The organism is Streptomyces sp. NPDC012794, from assembly GCF_042901085.1.
Lineage (GTDB): Bacteria > Actinomycetota > Actinomycetes > Streptomycetales > Streptomycetaceae > Streptomyces.
The window spans coordinates 35,406-49,173 of sequence record NZ_JBIBCI010000013.1 but is presented as its reverse complement, the minus strand read 5'-3'; the positions used below and the strand labels follow the sequence as shown (position 1 = coordinate 49,173).

10 protein-coding genes and 1 other RNA gene are annotated in these 13,768 nt (G+C 74.0%); 3 read left to right on the top strand and 8 right to left on the bottom strand.

The window, feature by feature from the left end; translation table 11 throughout:
- Positions 1-39: 39 nt before the first annotated feature.
- From ssrA to ftsE, 5 genes are all read right to left on the bottom strand, one after another.
- Positions 40-428: a transfer-messenger RNA gene (gene ssrA / locus ACFY7H_RS23205) on the bottom strand.
- 110 nt (positions 429-538) lie between these two features.
- A complete protein-coding gene (smpB, locus tag ACFY7H_RS23200; protein WP_388940842.1) occupies positions 539-1,024 on the bottom strand; it encodes an SsrA-binding protein SmpB in 486 nt (161 codons plus the stop codon).
- An 18-nt stretch (positions 1,025-1,042) separates the two neighbouring features.
- The gene (locus ACFY7H_RS23195) at positions 1,043-2,236 is read right to left on the bottom strand and encodes a S41 family peptidase (protein WP_388940840.1); all 1,194 of its coding nucleotides are present in this window, start codon (positions 2,234-2,236) and stop codon (positions 1,043-1,045) included.
- Positions 2,237-2,303: 67 nt separating this feature from the next.
- The gene (ftsX, locus tag ACFY7H_RS23190; protein ID WP_388940837.1) at positions 2,304-3,272 is read right to left on the bottom strand and encodes a permease-like cell division protein FtsX; all 969 of its coding nucleotides are present in this window, start codon (positions 3,270-3,272) and stop codon (positions 2,304-2,306) included.
- A 16-nt stretch (positions 3,273-3,288) separates the two neighbouring features.
- On the bottom strand, positions 3,289-3,978 hold the full coding sequence (gene ftsE / locus ACFY7H_RS23185) for a cell division ATP-binding protein FtsE (protein ID WP_007264414.1): 690 nt from the start codon (positions 3,976-3,978) through the stop codon (positions 3,289-3,291).
- A 228-nt stretch (positions 3,979-4,206) separates the two neighbouring features.
- Between ftsE and ACFY7H_RS23180 the strand changes: the two genes are divergently transcribed.
- Positions 4,207-4,395, top strand: a complete 189-nt coding sequence (locus ACFY7H_RS23180) for a hypothetical protein (protein WP_388940834.1) — start codon at positions 4,207-4,209, stop codon at positions 4,393-4,395.
- Positions 4,396-4,560: 165 nt separating this feature from the next.
- Here ACFY7H_RS23180 and prfB read toward each other — a convergent pair whose 3' ends face one another.
- Positions 4,561-5,670, bottom strand: a complete 1,110-nt coding sequence (prfB, locus tag ACFY7H_RS23175) for a peptide chain release factor 2 (RefSeq protein ID WP_388940832.1) — start codon at positions 5,668-5,670, stop codon at positions 4,561-4,563.
- A 315-nt stretch (positions 5,671-5,985) separates the two neighbouring features.
- Here prfB and ACFY7H_RS23170 point away from each other — a divergent pair, with 315 nt between their 5' ends.
- Positions 5,986-7,056 (top strand): isopenicillin N synthase family dioxygenase, encoded by a 1,071-nt coding sequence (locus ACFY7H_RS23170; protein ID WP_388940830.1) that lies wholly within the window; start codon positions 5,986-5,988, stop codon positions 7,054-7,056.
- Between the two features lie 29 nt (positions 7,057-7,085).
- On the opposite strand, the gene ACFY7H_RS23165 is transcribed toward ACFY7H_RS23170, so the two are convergent.
- Both ACFY7H_RS23165 and ACFY7H_RS23160 read right to left on the bottom strand, forming a co-directional pair.
- On the bottom strand, positions 7,086-8,351 hold the full coding sequence (locus tag ACFY7H_RS23165) for a serine/threonine-protein kinase (RefSeq protein ID WP_388940828.1): 1,266 nt from the start codon (positions 8,349-8,351) through the stop codon (positions 7,086-7,088).
- Positions 8,352-8,535: 184 nt separating this feature from the next.
- Entirely contained in the window at positions 8,536-10,314 is a 1,779-nt protein-coding gene (locus ACFY7H_RS23160) for a serine/threonine-protein kinase (protein ID WP_388940825.1), read from the bottom strand.
- A 450-nt stretch (positions 10,315-10,764) separates the two neighbouring features.
- Between ACFY7H_RS23160 and ACFY7H_RS23155 the strand changes: the two genes are divergently transcribed.
- Positions 10,765-13,761 carry an FtsK/SpoIIIE domain-containing protein gene (locus tag ACFY7H_RS23155; RefSeq protein ID WP_388940822.1) on the top strand — a complete coding sequence of 999 codons (2,997 nt, stop codon included), beginning with the start codon at positions 10,765-10,767 and terminating at the stop codon, positions 13,759-13,761.
- Positions 13,762-13,768 lie beyond the last annotated feature (7 nt).

The window sequence follows — 13,768 nt, the reverse complement described above, 5'->3', positions numbered from 1 at the left end:
CGCAGCCGACCGGCTGCGGGGGCTTCGCCCACATGGGATGAGTGGAGATGGCGGGAATCGAACCCGCGTCCAACGGTGCAGAAGCAGGGCTTCTCCGAGCGCAGTCCGCTGCGCTTTTCTCAGCCCCGGAGATCACACGGACAAGTCTCCGACGGGCTCAGTCACTGTTTGGTTTCCCTCCAACCCCCGTGACCGGGGCTAGAGGTTTAGATCCCTTGTTGACGCCAGGATCCGGACCGGGACCACTTCCGGGCTGACGCTCCTCACAGAGGCTTCAGCTCACTGTTATTAGGCAGCGAGGGTGAAGCGGGAGTTATCGCTCTTGGAGTTGGCGATTATTTTTTGCGACATGTGGTTAGCGAGATCATTGCCGCTTCCTCGGCTCGCTTCCCCTGCATCGACAGCCGCTGTCGAAACCGATCATCCCCATGTTCACTGTTCAGTTAGGTACTGCTGGGTACTGCTCCAAGCAGCGCCGCCCCCGGAGGGGTGGTGCTCACGCCATGGTACGCGAAGTGGACCACCGCGTGCCAGGAGATTAAACCGTGCCCCGCTGCTTGCGGCGCACCGCCGAGATCGCGCGCTGCGTCTCGCGCGTGTCCTGCTTCTCGCGCAGGGTCTGACGCTTGTCGAACTCCTTCTTGCCCTTCGCCAGCGCGATCTCGACCTTCGCGCGGCCGTCCTTGAAGTACAGGGACAGCGGGACGACCGTGTGGCCCGACTCCTCCGACTTGCGCCCCAGCTTGTCGATCTCCTCGCGGTGCATGAGGAGCTTGCGCTTGCGACGGGCGCTGTGGTTGGTCCAGGTGCCCTGGCTGTACTCCGGCACGTGCACGTTGTACATCCAGACCTCGCGGCCCTCCACCGACACGAAGCCGTCCACCAGCGAGGCGCGGCCCTGGCGCAGGGACTTGACCTCGGTGCCGGTCAGGACGATCCCGCACTCGTAGGTGTCGACGATCGTGTAGTCGTGCCGGGCCTTCTTGTTCTGGGCGATCAGCTTGCGCCCTTTTTCCTTAGCCATAGTGCGGTCATTTTCGCACTACGGACCCACCCCGAGGCCACTCAATACCGTACGGGCCCGCTCCTCCGCCCCGTCGCCGGCCGGCAGGTCCGGGGTGATGCCGCCGCCGTCGAGGCTGCGGCCCGCCGGGGTGCGGTAGGTGCCCACGGTCAGCTCCGCCACCGCGCCGCCCGGAAGCTCGGTCGGCATCTGGACCGAACCCTTGCCGAAGGTGCGGGTGCCGACCGTCACCGCGCGGCCCCGGTCCTGGAGGGCTCCGGCCACCAGCTCCGCCGCGCTCATCGTGCCGCCGTCGACCAGCGCCACCAGGGGCCGGGCGGTGTCCCCGCCCGGGTCCGCGTACAGCGCGCGCTCGGAGCCCCGTACGTCGTACGTCGTCACGAGCCCGCCGTCCAGGAACGCGGAGGCCGCCGTCACCGCCTCGGTGACCAGACCGCCCGGGTTGCCGCGCAGGTCCAGCATCAGCCCGTCGCCGGGCGGGGCCTCGCGGACGGCCGCCCGGACGCGCTCCCCCGAGCCCCGGGTGAAGGAGGTCACCTTGATCAGGGTGATGCCGCCCGCGAGGCGGCGTACGGTCACCGGTTCGGTACGCAGCTGCTCGCGCCGGACGGTCACGGTGCGGTCGGCGCCGTCCCGGCTGAGGCCGAGCACCACCTCGGTGCCCGCTTCCCCGCGCAGCAGGGCCACCACGTCGGCCACGGCCAGGCCGGTGACGCTCCGGCCGTCCACGCTCAGCAGCCGGTCCCCGGCGCGCAGTCCGGCCCGGTCCGCGGGGCCGTCCGGCTGGACGCGTTCGACCTCGACCCGGCCGTCGCGGCGGCGCCCGGCCCAGAGGCCGACCCCGGTCCAGCGGCCGTCGAGGTCCTCGGCGAAGGCGGCGTACTCGCCCCGGTCGTAGACGGTGCCCCAGCGGTCGCCGCTGCGGCTGACCACCTCCTGGGCGGCCTTCTTGCCCGACTTGCCCTCGGCGACGGCCTCGGCGGCGGCCCGGGCGACGGCCTCCCGGTCGGCGGTGCCCGCGCCGGCACCGGCGGGCGGGTCCTGGCCGGTGGTGCCCGTGAGGGCGGCGGCCGCGCGCGTCCCGTCCGCTTCGCGCGGCACCCAGCACCCCGCACCGGCGGCGGTGCCCACGCAGACGAGGAAGACCAGCGTCAGGACGGCCCCGCGACGCGGGTCGCGGGGCCGGAGACAGAAGGCGGGCAGACCCGGCATGCCGCCGAGTCTAGGACAAGCCCGGCCGCGGCAAGCCGTGTTGGCGACAGGCCGCAGGAGGCGTTCGTCATACCTTCAGATACTTGCGCAGCGCGACGAACGCGGCGAGCGAGGGCATCAACAGCCCGATGACCAGCACCAGCGGCAGCTTGGCGAGGACCGCGTCCCAGCCGATGAAATTGATCAGTTCGAGCTTCTCGCGGAGCGCGATGCCGTGGTCGATCACGAAGTACTGCCCCGTGCCGAGCATCAGGCAGGCGAAGACGGCACCGATGAGGCCCGCGACGGCGGCCTCCATGATGAACGGCACCTGGATGTAGAAGCCGGAGGCGCCCACCAGCCGCATGATCCCGGTCTCGCGCCGGCGGCTGAACGCGGAGACGCGCACCGTGTTGACGATCAGCAGCAGTGCCACGATCAGCATGACCAGCATGATGCCGAGGGCCGCCCAGTTGAGGGTGCCGAGCAGGGCGAAGAGGTTGTCCAGCTCCTGGCTCTGGTCGGCGACCGACTGGACGCCGTCGCGCCCGGCGAAGGCGGAGGTGATGACCTCGTACTTCTCGGGGTTCTTCAGCTTGACCCGGAAGGAGTCGGGCATCTGGTCGGGCGTGACCACGGCGGCCAGGGCGGTGTGACCGAAGCGCTCCTTGTAGTGCTTGTAGGCCTCGTCCGCGGACTCGTACATGACGGTCTGGACGAGGTCCATCTTCTTGAGCTCGGACTCGATGCCCTGCTTCTGCTCGGGGGTGACCGCCCCCTTGGAGCAGGGCCGGCCGGTGGCGGCCGGGGCTCCGGCGGCCGCGCCCGGGGCGGCGGCGCCCGCCGCGTCCAGGGCGTCGTTCTTGGTGCAGAGGTAGACGGTGACGTTGACCTTGTCGTACCAGTACCCCTTCATGGCGCTCACCTGGTCGCGCATGAGCAGGGAGCCGCCGAACAGGGCCAGGGACAGGGCCACGGAGATGATGACCGCGAAGGTCATGGTGAGATTGCGGCGGAGGCCGACGCCGATCTCCGACATGACGAACTGGGCGCGCATGACGTCTCAGGGCCTTTCAGTGCTGGTAGCCGTAGACGCCGCGCGACTGGTCGCGCACGAGCCGGCCCTGTTCGAGTTCGATGACGCGCTTGCGCATCTGGTCCACGATCTGCTGGTCGTGCGTGGCCATGATGACGGTGGTGCCGGTCCGGTTGATCCGGTCCAGGAGCTTCATGATGCCGACGGAGGTCTGCGGGTCGAGGTTGCCCGTCGGCTCGTCGGCGATCAGCAGGGCGGGGCGGTTGACGAAGGCGCGGGCGATGGCCACGCGCTGCTGCTCACCGCCGGACAGTTCGCCCGGCATGCGCCCCTCCTTGCCGCCCAGACCGACGAGCTCCAGGACCTGCGGGACGGCCTTGCGGATCTCCCCGCGCGGCTTGCCGATGACCTCCTGGGCGAAGGCGACGTTCTCGGCGACGGTCTTGTTGGGCAGGAGGCGGAAGTCCTGGAAGACGGTCCCCAGCTGGCGCCGCATGTGCGGGACCTTCCAGTTGGAGAGCTTCGCGAGGTCCTTGCCCAGGACGTGCACCTGGCCGTGGGTCGCCCTTTCCTCGCGCAGGACCAGCCGCAGGAAGGTGGACTTGCCGGAGCCGGAGGAGCCGACCAGGAAGACGAACTCGCCCTTGGCGATGTCGAGGGAGACATCTCTCAGTGCGGGCCGGTTCTGCTTCGGGTAGGACTTGGAGACGTTGTCGAATCGGATCACGGGAGCACCACGGTCGCCGGGAGTAGGTGACGGTGACCATACGCGACCGGACGCCGGGTGGGGACCCGTCATCCGGAGTTGCCCGATATATCCCCGGGTGGGGAAGGAGCCCGACCGTGATTGCCCGGACGGGCCGCGCCGAATGCCGATGGAGCTGGCACAGTGGTGGGGGGAACGTACTCCGTCCCCGCGCCGTTGACCCTGACGAGGGGACGAGAGGAGGAGCGCATGACATATGACCGGCTCGTGTGCGCGAACTGCGCCGCACCCGTCAGCCAGGGCCGCTGCCCGGTGTGCCGGGCGAACCGGGAGCGCCTCCAGCAGGAGGGCCCCTTCGCCGGGATGAACCCGGCGGCACTCATAGCGCTTCTGGTGGTGCTGGTGGCCGCGCTGGCGCTGGCGGCCCAGGCCGCGTAGGGCGCGCCGCGTCCCGATCGAGGCGCTCGCGGTGATCCCGGCGGATCACCGGCCACACGCGGATCAGGCGTCATGGATCACGCGTGAACGGATCACACGTAATGGGGAAGGGCCCGGACACCAGCTGGTGTCCGGGCCCTTCCGCGTCATCACGCGCCGCGCGTGCTACGCGGTCTGCTCCTGCTGCTTGCGCCAGCGGATGCCGGCCTCCAGGAAGCCGTCGATGTCGCCGTCGAGCACCGCCTGCGGGTTGCCGACCTCGAACTCCGTGCGCAGGTCCTTGACCATCTGGTACGGGTGCAGGACGTAGGAGCGCATCTGGTTGCCCCAGGAGCTGCCGCCGTCCTTGAGGGCGTCCATCGCGGCCTGCTCCTCCTGGCGGCGCCGCTCGAGCAGCTTGGCCTGGAGGACGTTCATGGCGCTGGCCTTGTTCTGGATCTGCGAGCGCTCGTTCTGGCAGGAGACGACGATGCCGGTCGGGATGTGCGTGATGCGCACGGCCGAGTCGGTGGTGTTGACGCCCTGGCCGCCGGGGCCGGAGGCGCGGTAGACGTCGATGCGCAGCTCGCCCTCGTCGATCTCGACGTGGTCGCTGGACTCGACGACGGGCAGCACCTCGACACCCGCGAAGGAGGTCTGGCGGCGGCCCTGGTTGTCGTAGGGCGAGATGCGCACGAGGCGGTGGGTGCCCTGCTCGACGGAGAGGGTGCCGTAGGCGTACGGGGCCTTGACCACGAAGGTGGTCGACTTGATACCGGCCTCTTCCGCGTACGAGGTCTCGTAGATCTCCGTCGGGTAGCCGTGGCGCTCCGCCCAGCGCAGGTACATGCGCTGGAGGCGCTCGGCGAAGTCGGAGGCGTCGACGCCTCCGGCCTCGGCGCGGATGTTGACCAGGGCCTCGCGCTCGGCGTACTCGCCGGAGAGCAGGGTCCGGACCTCCATCTCGTCCAGCGCCTTGCGCACGGACACCAGCTCGGCCTCCGCCTCGGCGAGGGTGTCCGCGTCGTCCATCTCCTGGGCGAGCTCGAACAGCACCGCGAGGTCGTCGATGCGGCCGCGCAGGGTCTCGGTCTTGCGGACCTCTGCCTGGAGGTGCGAAAGCTTGCTCGTGATCTTCTGGGCGGCTTCCGGGTCGTCCCACAGGGACGGCGCGGCGGCCTGCTCCTCGAGCACGGCGATATCTGCCCTCAGCTTGTCGAGGTCCAGGACGGCCTCGATCGACCCCATGGTCGAGGAGAGGGACTTCAGCTCTTCGGAAACATCGACGACTGCCACGGGTCAAGCCTAGCCGGTCCTCGGACGGCACTGTCCGGTCAGGCCGGATCGGACCGTACAGAGGAGCGTTGGTACGGGCGTACGCTCCTCGTATGACCGTTCCCCTCGTGAAGCGCCGCCATGTGGACCACATGCGTGTGACCACGACGAGCTGTCTGCCGCCGGACCCCGCACAAGCCTGATCCACCCCGATCCGACTTAGGTCCTGTACGCGGCCACCCCGCCCCGGCGCCATCCCTGCCGGGGGCGTGCTCCCTCCGCCTGCCCCGCCATCTCTGGGGCACAGGACCCTGTGACATCCGAAACGGAGCCGTCATGCCGTCCGCGCACCCTTCTTCTTCCACCACCTCCACCACCACCTCCGCCGCGCCCGCCGCGCCCGCCGCGCCCGCCGCGCCCGCCCTCGCCGTGATCGACCTCTCGCGGGCGGACGACCCCGCCGAGCGGCCCGGCTTCCTGGAGCAGCTGCACGCCGCGGCCCGGGACACCGGCTTCCTGTACCTGACCGGCCACGGAATATCCGAGGCGGAGACCTCCCGCATCCTGGAGCTGACCAGGGCCTTCTTCGCGCTGCCGGAGGCCGACCGGCTGGCCGTGAGCAATCTGAACTCCCCGCACTTCCGGGGCTACACCCGCATCGGGCACGAGCTGACGGGCGGCGCCTCCGACTGGCGCGACCAGCTGGACGTGGGCGCGGAGCGGCCGGCGCCGGTGCTGGGGCCGCAGGACCCCGCGTACCTGTGGCTGGAGGGCCCCAACCAGTGGCCGGCGGCGCTGCCGGAGCTGAGGGAGGCGGTCCTGGGATGGCAGGCGCGCCTGGCGGGGGTGGCGCACCGGCTGCTCCAGGAGCTGCTGGCCTCGATCGGCGCACCGCCGGACTTCTTCGACGCGGCCTTCGCGGACCGCCCCCACCTGCACACGAAGCTGATCCGCTACCCGGGGTCCGCCCCGTCGGGCGCCGACCAGGGCGTCGGCGCTCACAAGGACTACGGCTTCCTGACCCTGCTGCTCCAGGACTCGGTGGGCGGTCTCCAGGTCGTCCGGGACGGCGGCTACGTCGACATCGAGCCCCGGCCGGGGGCGTTCGTGGTCAACCTGGGCGAGCTGCTGGAGATCGCCACCGAGGGGTACCTGCGGGCCACCGACCACCGGGTGGTCAGCCCGCCGGGGGCGGTGGAGCGGTTCTCGGTGCCGTTCTTCTACAACCCGAGGCTGGACGCGGTGGTGGAGACCGTCCCCGGCGAGTACCTGCGCTCGGCGCCGGGCGTCGCGCACGACGCGTCGAACCCGCTGCACGCGGAGTACGGCCGCAACGAGCTCAAGGGCTGGGTCCGGGCCCATCCCAAGGTCGCCCGCCGCTGGCACCCGGACCTCACCTCCGTGTAGTCCGGGCGCGAGGGCCGCCGCCGCGCGGCCTACCGGGGGTGGGGCTGGGCCGACCGGCCGCCCTTGCCGTCCTGCGGCGGGGGCGCCGGGTCGTCGCCCGACAGGGCGAGCCAGCTGCCCAGGCCCACCGCCGTCACCAGGGCCAGCGCCGACGCGGAGAGCACCAGGCGCCGCTTGCGGGCGGCCTCGGCCCGGTGCCGGGCGGAGCCGGGGCGGTGTCCGCCGGCGGGGCGCGGGACGCGGGCGGTGCCCCGGGCCCCGCCCGCCAGCTCCTCCGGGCCCGGGACCCGCATGGAGGTGTGGGTGTCCCGGTTGGAGTCGGTGGCGGAGCCCGGGACCAGCGGGACCACGCCCCGCCTGCGCACCGGGTCGGCGGCGGTGTCGGGCTCACGCTCGGGCTCGGGCTCCGGGTCGGCGTCGTCCGGCTCGTCGACGTCGAGCGGGGGCATCCCGGCGAGCAGCGGCAGCAGGTCCCGCAGCCGGACCGACAGCTCGGAGGCGCGCAGCCGCGAGGCGGGGGCCTTGGCCAGGCACTGGACCATCAGCTGCCAGAGCTCGTCGGGGATGCCGGGCAGCGGGACCACGGTCTCCGTGACGTGCCGGCGCAGTACCGCGCCCGGGTGGCCGCCGCCGAAGGGGGTGAAGCCGGCCAGCAGCTCGTACAGCACCGTGGCCAGGGCGTATATGTCGACGGCCGCCCTCGGCGGCAGGCCCTCCACTATCTCCGGGGCCAGGTAGTCGGGTGTTCCGATGATCCGGGTGGTCGGGGCGGCGCTGCGGCCGCCGGCGGCCCGGCGCGGGGAGTCGATGAGCTTGGCGACGCCGAAGTCGGTGAGCAGCGCGGGGTGCGCGCCGCCGGGGCCGAGCGGTCCCTGCATGTCGAGCAGGACGTTCTCCGGCTTGACGTCGCGGTGGACGACACCGGCCGCGTGGGCGGCGGCGAGCGCGTCGGCGACGTCCGCGACGATGGCCACGGCCGCCTCGGGGGCGAGCCGGCGTTCGCGGTCGAGGCGCGTGCGCAGGTCCGTTCCGCGTACGAGGTCCATGACGAGGGCGAGGTCGTTGCCGTCGACGACGAGGTCGCGCACGGAGACGACGTGCGGGTGCTCCAGTCCGAGGAGCGCGCTGCGCTCCTGGACGAAGCGTCCGACCAGTTCCTGGTCGGAGGCGAGGTCCTCGCGCAGCAGTTTGACGGCGACGGGGCCGTCCGGCCCTTCGCCGAGCCACACCGTGCCCGCGCTGCCGCGCCCCAGGATCTGGTGGGCGGTGTACCGGCTGCCGATCTTCCGTGCCACGACTGCTCCCTCAGCGGCTGGCGTAACGGACCAAAGCTACGCGGCCGAGCGGGGGTTGGGGTCGCCGGATCGCGGCGACCTTCACTTCTGCGGGCGAAATCACGTCCTGGATGTCGACAAATCAACAAGGTCGGCACTACGGGGTGCCCGCGGGCGCCCCCGGGCGGAGTCCGGGGAGAGGCCCTCAGGAGGTTCCGCCGCCGCCGCTGTCCGTCGAGCCTCCGATGGAGCCGATGAAGTCGGCGACCTCGGTGCCCCAGCTCCAGATCTGGTCCCACCATCCCTTGCCGGTGCCCACCCACTCCTGGAGCGGGGTGAGCTCCCAGATCAGCCAGCCGCCCACGAAGAGCAGAAGGATCATCACCAGGCAGCCCTTGAGGCAGCCGAGGCCGGGGATCCGGACCGGGTTCGCGCTGCGGCGGCGCGGCTCGCGCGGCGGGCGGGGCTCGCGCGGGGCTTCCTGCTGCGGCCGGCGCTGCTGCCGCGCGGGCGGAGGCTGCGGCGGCTGCTGCTGGGGCTGGCGGTACTGCGGCTGCTGCTGGGGCGGTTGCGGCTGCTGGTACGGCTGGGGCTGGTAGTGCTGGGGCGGCTGCTGCGCGTACTGCTGCGGCGGGGGCTGCTGCTGGTACTGCTGCTGCGGCGGCGGGGCCGGGCGGTACTGCTGCCGGGGCGGCTGCTGCGGGGGCGGCGGCATCTGCGGTGCCGGGCGCTGGGGACGCCGGCGCAGCGGGTCCTCGGCGGGGTCGAGGTAGTGCATCTGCGTCTGCTCGTTGCGGTCGCGCGCGGCCCGCATCTGCGACTGCCACGGGTGCGGCGCGTCGGGCTGCTGCACCGGGGGCATGACGGAGGTCGGGTCGGGAGCGCCGGGGCCGCCCGGTGCTCCGGTGGCCGGCAGCACGGTGGTGGCGTCGGCCCCGCCGACCGGCGGGAGCACGCTCGTCATGGCGTTCGGGTCGTACGCGTCGGCGGGGGCGGCGGCCGGGCGGCCGGGCAGCACCTGCGTCGGGTCGGCGCTGCCGGGGTTCCCGGGACCGGCCGGGACCGGGGCGGGCGAGGGATCGGGCGCGAGCAGGGCGGCGACCCCGAGGGCGGCCTCGACCTCGTCGGGCGAGGAGTGGACGCGGATGCCCGCGGCGACCACGCGCAGGCCGCGGGCCAGGCTCTCGGCGCTGGGCCGCTCGTCTGGCTCCTTGCGCAGGCAGTGCTCGATGACGATCCACAGCGCCTCGGGCACGGCGGGGGGCCGCTGCGGCTCCTCGCTGAGGTGGCGGTGCAGGACCTCGAGCGCGGTGCCGCCGGCGAAGGGCGGGCGGCCGGTGACCAGCTCGTAGAGGAGGATGCCGGCGCCGTAGATGTCGACGGCGGAGGTCTGCGGGCGGCCCTCGGCGGACTCGGGGGCCACATAGGCGGGGGTGCCGACGAACTCGTGGGTGCGGGTCAGGCCCGGGGAGTCGGCCAGGCGCGCGATGCCGAAGTCGGTGAGCATCGGCTTCATCTGGCCGTTGCTCTCGTCCAGCAGCACGTTGGCGGGCTTCAGGTCGCGGTGGACCACGCCGTCGGCGTGGCTGGCGGCGAGCGCGTCCGCGATCTGGGCGGTCAGCAGGCTCGCCGCGACCGGGCTGAAGGGGCCGTTCTGGCGGATGTACTTGTGCAGGTCCGGGCCGTCGACGAGGTCCATGACCAGGGCGAGCAGATCACCCTCGACGACGAGGTCGCGGGTGCGCACGATGTTGGGGTGGGTCAGGCGCAGCAGGACGGAGCGCTCGCGCAGGAAGCGCATGACGATGTCCGCGTCCTGGGCCAGCTCCTCCTTGAGGACCTTGATGGCCACGGTCTCGCCGGGCTGGCCGGCGACGGCGGCCTCCGCGCCGGCGGTCTCCCGCTGGCGGGCACGCCAGACGGTGCCCGTGGCGCCGCGCCCGAGCGGCTCCTCGAGCAGGTACTTGCTGCCGACTGGCCGCACGTCTCGCGCTCCCTGCTGTCGTCTTTCCGGCTGATTCCACCGGGTGGGTTTCCGGCCCAACTCTAGGGGGTGTCCCGCTGGAAGACGCGGGTCGGCGGAGGTTGGTTGCCGCACATATGTGCGAAGGGTGAGTTTTGTGGGGTATGCCGGGGGCGCTTTTCCCCGTGTTTCCCCCGCCGGAGTGGCGCGTTCCTACCGGTGGGTGAACCGCGCCACCACGATCCAAGATCATTTATTGGCGGGTGCCGGGCGTGTTGCGGGCGACAGGTGCGAGGATGCACCCGTACGGAACGGCCGGGACGGGAGCCCTGCCTTCCGGCAGACCTGAACGGACGAGGCGTCCGTGCCGGGCGGGGGTGTCGATCGGGCGGGCAGGTCCCGCCACTGCCCCTGCCGGGCGCACGCACGCACCGCGCACTGCGCTCCGCGCAGAAGGGACCGCTGACGGCGATGCAGATCCGGCTGACCGTCCTCGGGTCGCGCGGCGGCCACCAGGCCGCCACCGCGCCCGCCGGCTGTGACGTGCTCGTCACCGCGCCCGCCGGGACCCCGCTGGCCGCGGTGGCCTCCGGACTCGCGGCGACCGCGGGCGGCCCCGACACCGGCGGCACCGTGGTGCTGTACGCCGGTTCCCGCCGCCTCGACCCCCAGCGCGCCGTGCTCGGCGAGCCGCCCCTGGTGGACGGGGCCGTACTGGCCCTGCACACCCCCGGGCCGGACACCGCCGCCGTCCCGACCGGGGACGGGCCGGGCACGCCGCAGCTGCACGTGGTGGCCGGACCGGACGCGGGCGGGGTCCACCTGCTGCACCCCGGGGCCGTGCGGATCGGGCGCTCGGCCGACGCCGACGTGCCGCTGGACGACCCCGACGTGTCGCGGCTGCACTGCGCCGTGACCGTGCTGCCGGACGGCCGGGTGACCGTGGCCGACCTCGGCTCGACGAACGGCACCACGCTGGACGGCGCCGAGGTCGGGGCGGGCGCCGTCCCGCTGGCGCCGGGCGCGCTGCTGCGGATCGGCGAGTCCACGCTCCGGCTCGCCCCGCCGGGCGGCGATCCGGTGCTGGCGGTCGTCCCGGACCTGGAGGGCCACCTCGGACTGGCGGGCCCCTCCCCCGACGGGGACGCCGCCCTCTCCCCGGCCCCCGCCCCCGAGGCGGCCGCGGAGCACCCCGCGGCCGGGGACGCCGGTGCCGGCCCGGGCTCGGGCTGCGGCTCCGGCTCCGGCTCCGGCTCCGGCTCCGGCGAGGGCCTCTCCCCGCACCCCGACGGCACCCCCGGCGAGGAGCCCGGCGCCGCACGGCGCCGGCGCGGCGGGATCGGCGCCTGGGCCCGCAAGTGGGTGCGCGGGGAGGAGGAAACCCCCGGACAGCCGGCCGGACCGGAGGCGCCCGCGGCCGCCGCGCCGGACGAGGACGACCCCGCGGCGCTGCTGCTGGCGGCGCTCGGGCCCACCGGGCGGCTGTGGTCGCGTGGCGCCGGACACCCCCGGTTCCTGCAGGCGGGGCTCGGCGCGGGCTGCCGGGTCGCCCTGCCCGAGTGCGGCTCGCTGGGCATCGCGGGGCCCCGGGCACGGCTGACGGGGGTGGCCCGGTCGGTGGTCGCCCAGCTCGCGGGACTGCACGCGCCGACCCGGCTGGAGGTCGTCCTGCTGGCCGCCGACCGCGCCCGCCCCCTGGCGGAGCGCCGCCGCGACTGGGGCTGGCTCGGCTGGCTGCCCCACGTACGGCCGGCGCACGGGCAGGACTGCCGGCTGCTGCTGGCGTACGACCGCGACCAGGCGGCGGCCCGCATCGCCGAGCTGACCCGGCGGCTGGACGACAGCCCGCTCGGCGCCGGCTGGGCCTCCGCCGGCCCGGCCGCGCTGCGGCAGGCCGCCGCCGCGTACGAGGGCCCGCGCACGCTCGTGGTGCTGGACGGCGACCCGGGCACGGCGGCCCTGCGCGACCTCACCGGACGGCTCGCCTCCCACGGGACCGCGGCGGGCGTCCACCTCCTGGTGCTCGCGGAGACCCCGGCCGCCACCGCCGCCTCCCCCGTGGCGGCGACGTACGAGGCGGCCTGCGCGGCCACCCCGGCGTTCCGCGACTGCGGCCGGATCGCCCTGCTCAGCGGCGATGTGGCCACGGCCGTACGGAGCTTCGCGGTGAACGGCGGCCACCCGGTCGCGGCGGGCCGTACGGCGGTGGCCGACGGCGTCTCGGCGGCCTGGGCGGAGCGGTTCGCCCGGGCCCTGGCCCCGCTGCGCGCGGACGGCACCCCGCCCGAGGGCGGCGCGTCCCGCCCAGCCGCGGCCACCCTCCCGGCGGCGTCCCGGCTCCTGGACGAGCTCGGGCTGGCCCGCGCCACCCCGGCGTCCCTGATGGCCCGCTGGGCGGAGGCCACCGACCAAGGCCAGGGCGTCGGCGGCCTCGCGGAGATCGTCCTGGGGACGGGCCGGCGCGGGGCGGTCGGCGCCGAGCTGGTCCACGACGGCCCGCACCTGCTGGTGGAGGGCCCCGCCGGGAGCGGCCGGACGGAGCTGCTGCGCTCCATCGCCGCCTCCCTGGCCGCCGCGGCCCGCCCCGACCGCCTCGGCCTGCTCCTCCTCGACGGCGCCGGCGGCGAGCGCGGCGACGGTCTCCAGCCGTGCACGGAACTCCCGCACGTGTCGGCCCACCTCGTGGCCTCCGACCCGCTGCGCATGCGGGAGTTCGCGCAGGCCCTCGGCGCCGAGCTCAAGCGCCGCCACGAGCTGCTGGACGGCGTCCCGTTCACCGAGTGGCACGCCCGGCGCGAGCTGTCGGAGCGGATGGTCTCGCCCCGCCGGCCCTCCCCGGGCGAGCTGCGCGGGGACCTCGACCCCTCCCCCGGCACCGCCGGCTGGGGGGACCCCGTGCGCACCGGCACCCTGCGGCTGCGGGCGGCCGCCACGCGTATCGAGCCGGCTGGCGGGCCGACGCCGCTGCCCCGGCTGGTGGTGCTGGTGGACGACTTCGACGCGCTGGTGGCCCCGGCGCTGGGCAGTCCGGGCCGGCAGGCCGCCGGTTCGGTGGTGCGGATCCTGGAGGGCGTGGCCCGCGAGGGCACCCGGCTCGGGGTGCACCTGGTGGTGGCCAGCGCCCGCCCGGAGCGGACCGCCGACACCGAGCCGGCCCGGCTGGCGACGCTGCGGGTGGAGCTGGACGCCCCCGACCAGCCGGGGCCGGGCCGGGGGCGGCTGCTGTACGCCGACGGCCGTGCGGTGCCCTTCCAGGCGGGCCGGGTCACCGGCCGGATCCCGCGCACGGCGACCCTGAGGCCGACCGTGGTGCCGGTGGAGTGGGAGCGGATGGGAGACCCTCCGGCCCGCCGTCCGGTGCGCGAGCTGGGCAACGGTCCGACCGACCTCGCGCTGCTGGCCAGCGCCCTCGACCGGGCCTCCCACCTGGTCTCGGCGATACCGGTGCCGTTCCCGCCGGCCCCCTGACGCTCCG

Coding starts and splice junctions, on each gene's coding strand:
- smpB (WP_388940842.1), bottom strand. CDS start 1,024: ATGGCTAAGGAAAAAGGGCGCAAGCTGATCGCCCAGAACAAGAAGGCC.
- ACFY7H_RS23195 (WP_388940840.1), bottom strand. CDS start 2,236: ATGCCGGGTCTGCCCGCCTTCTGTCTCCGGCCCCGCGACCCGCGTCGC.
- ftsX (WP_388940837.1), bottom strand. CDS start 3,272: ATGCGCGCCCAGTTCGTCATGTCGGAGATCGGCGTCGGCCTCCGCCGC.
- ACFY7H_RS23180 (WP_388940834.1), top strand. CDS start 4,207: ATGACATATGACCGGCTCGTGTGCGCGAACTGCGCCGCACCCGTCAGC.
- ACFY7H_RS23170 (WP_388940830.1), top strand. CDS start 5,986: ATGCCGTCCGCGCACCCTTCTTCTTCCACCACCTCCACCACCACCTCC.
- ACFY7H_RS23155 (WP_388940822.1), top strand. CDS start 10,765: ATGCAGATCCGGCTGACCGTCCTCGGGTCGCGCGGCGGCCACCAGGCC.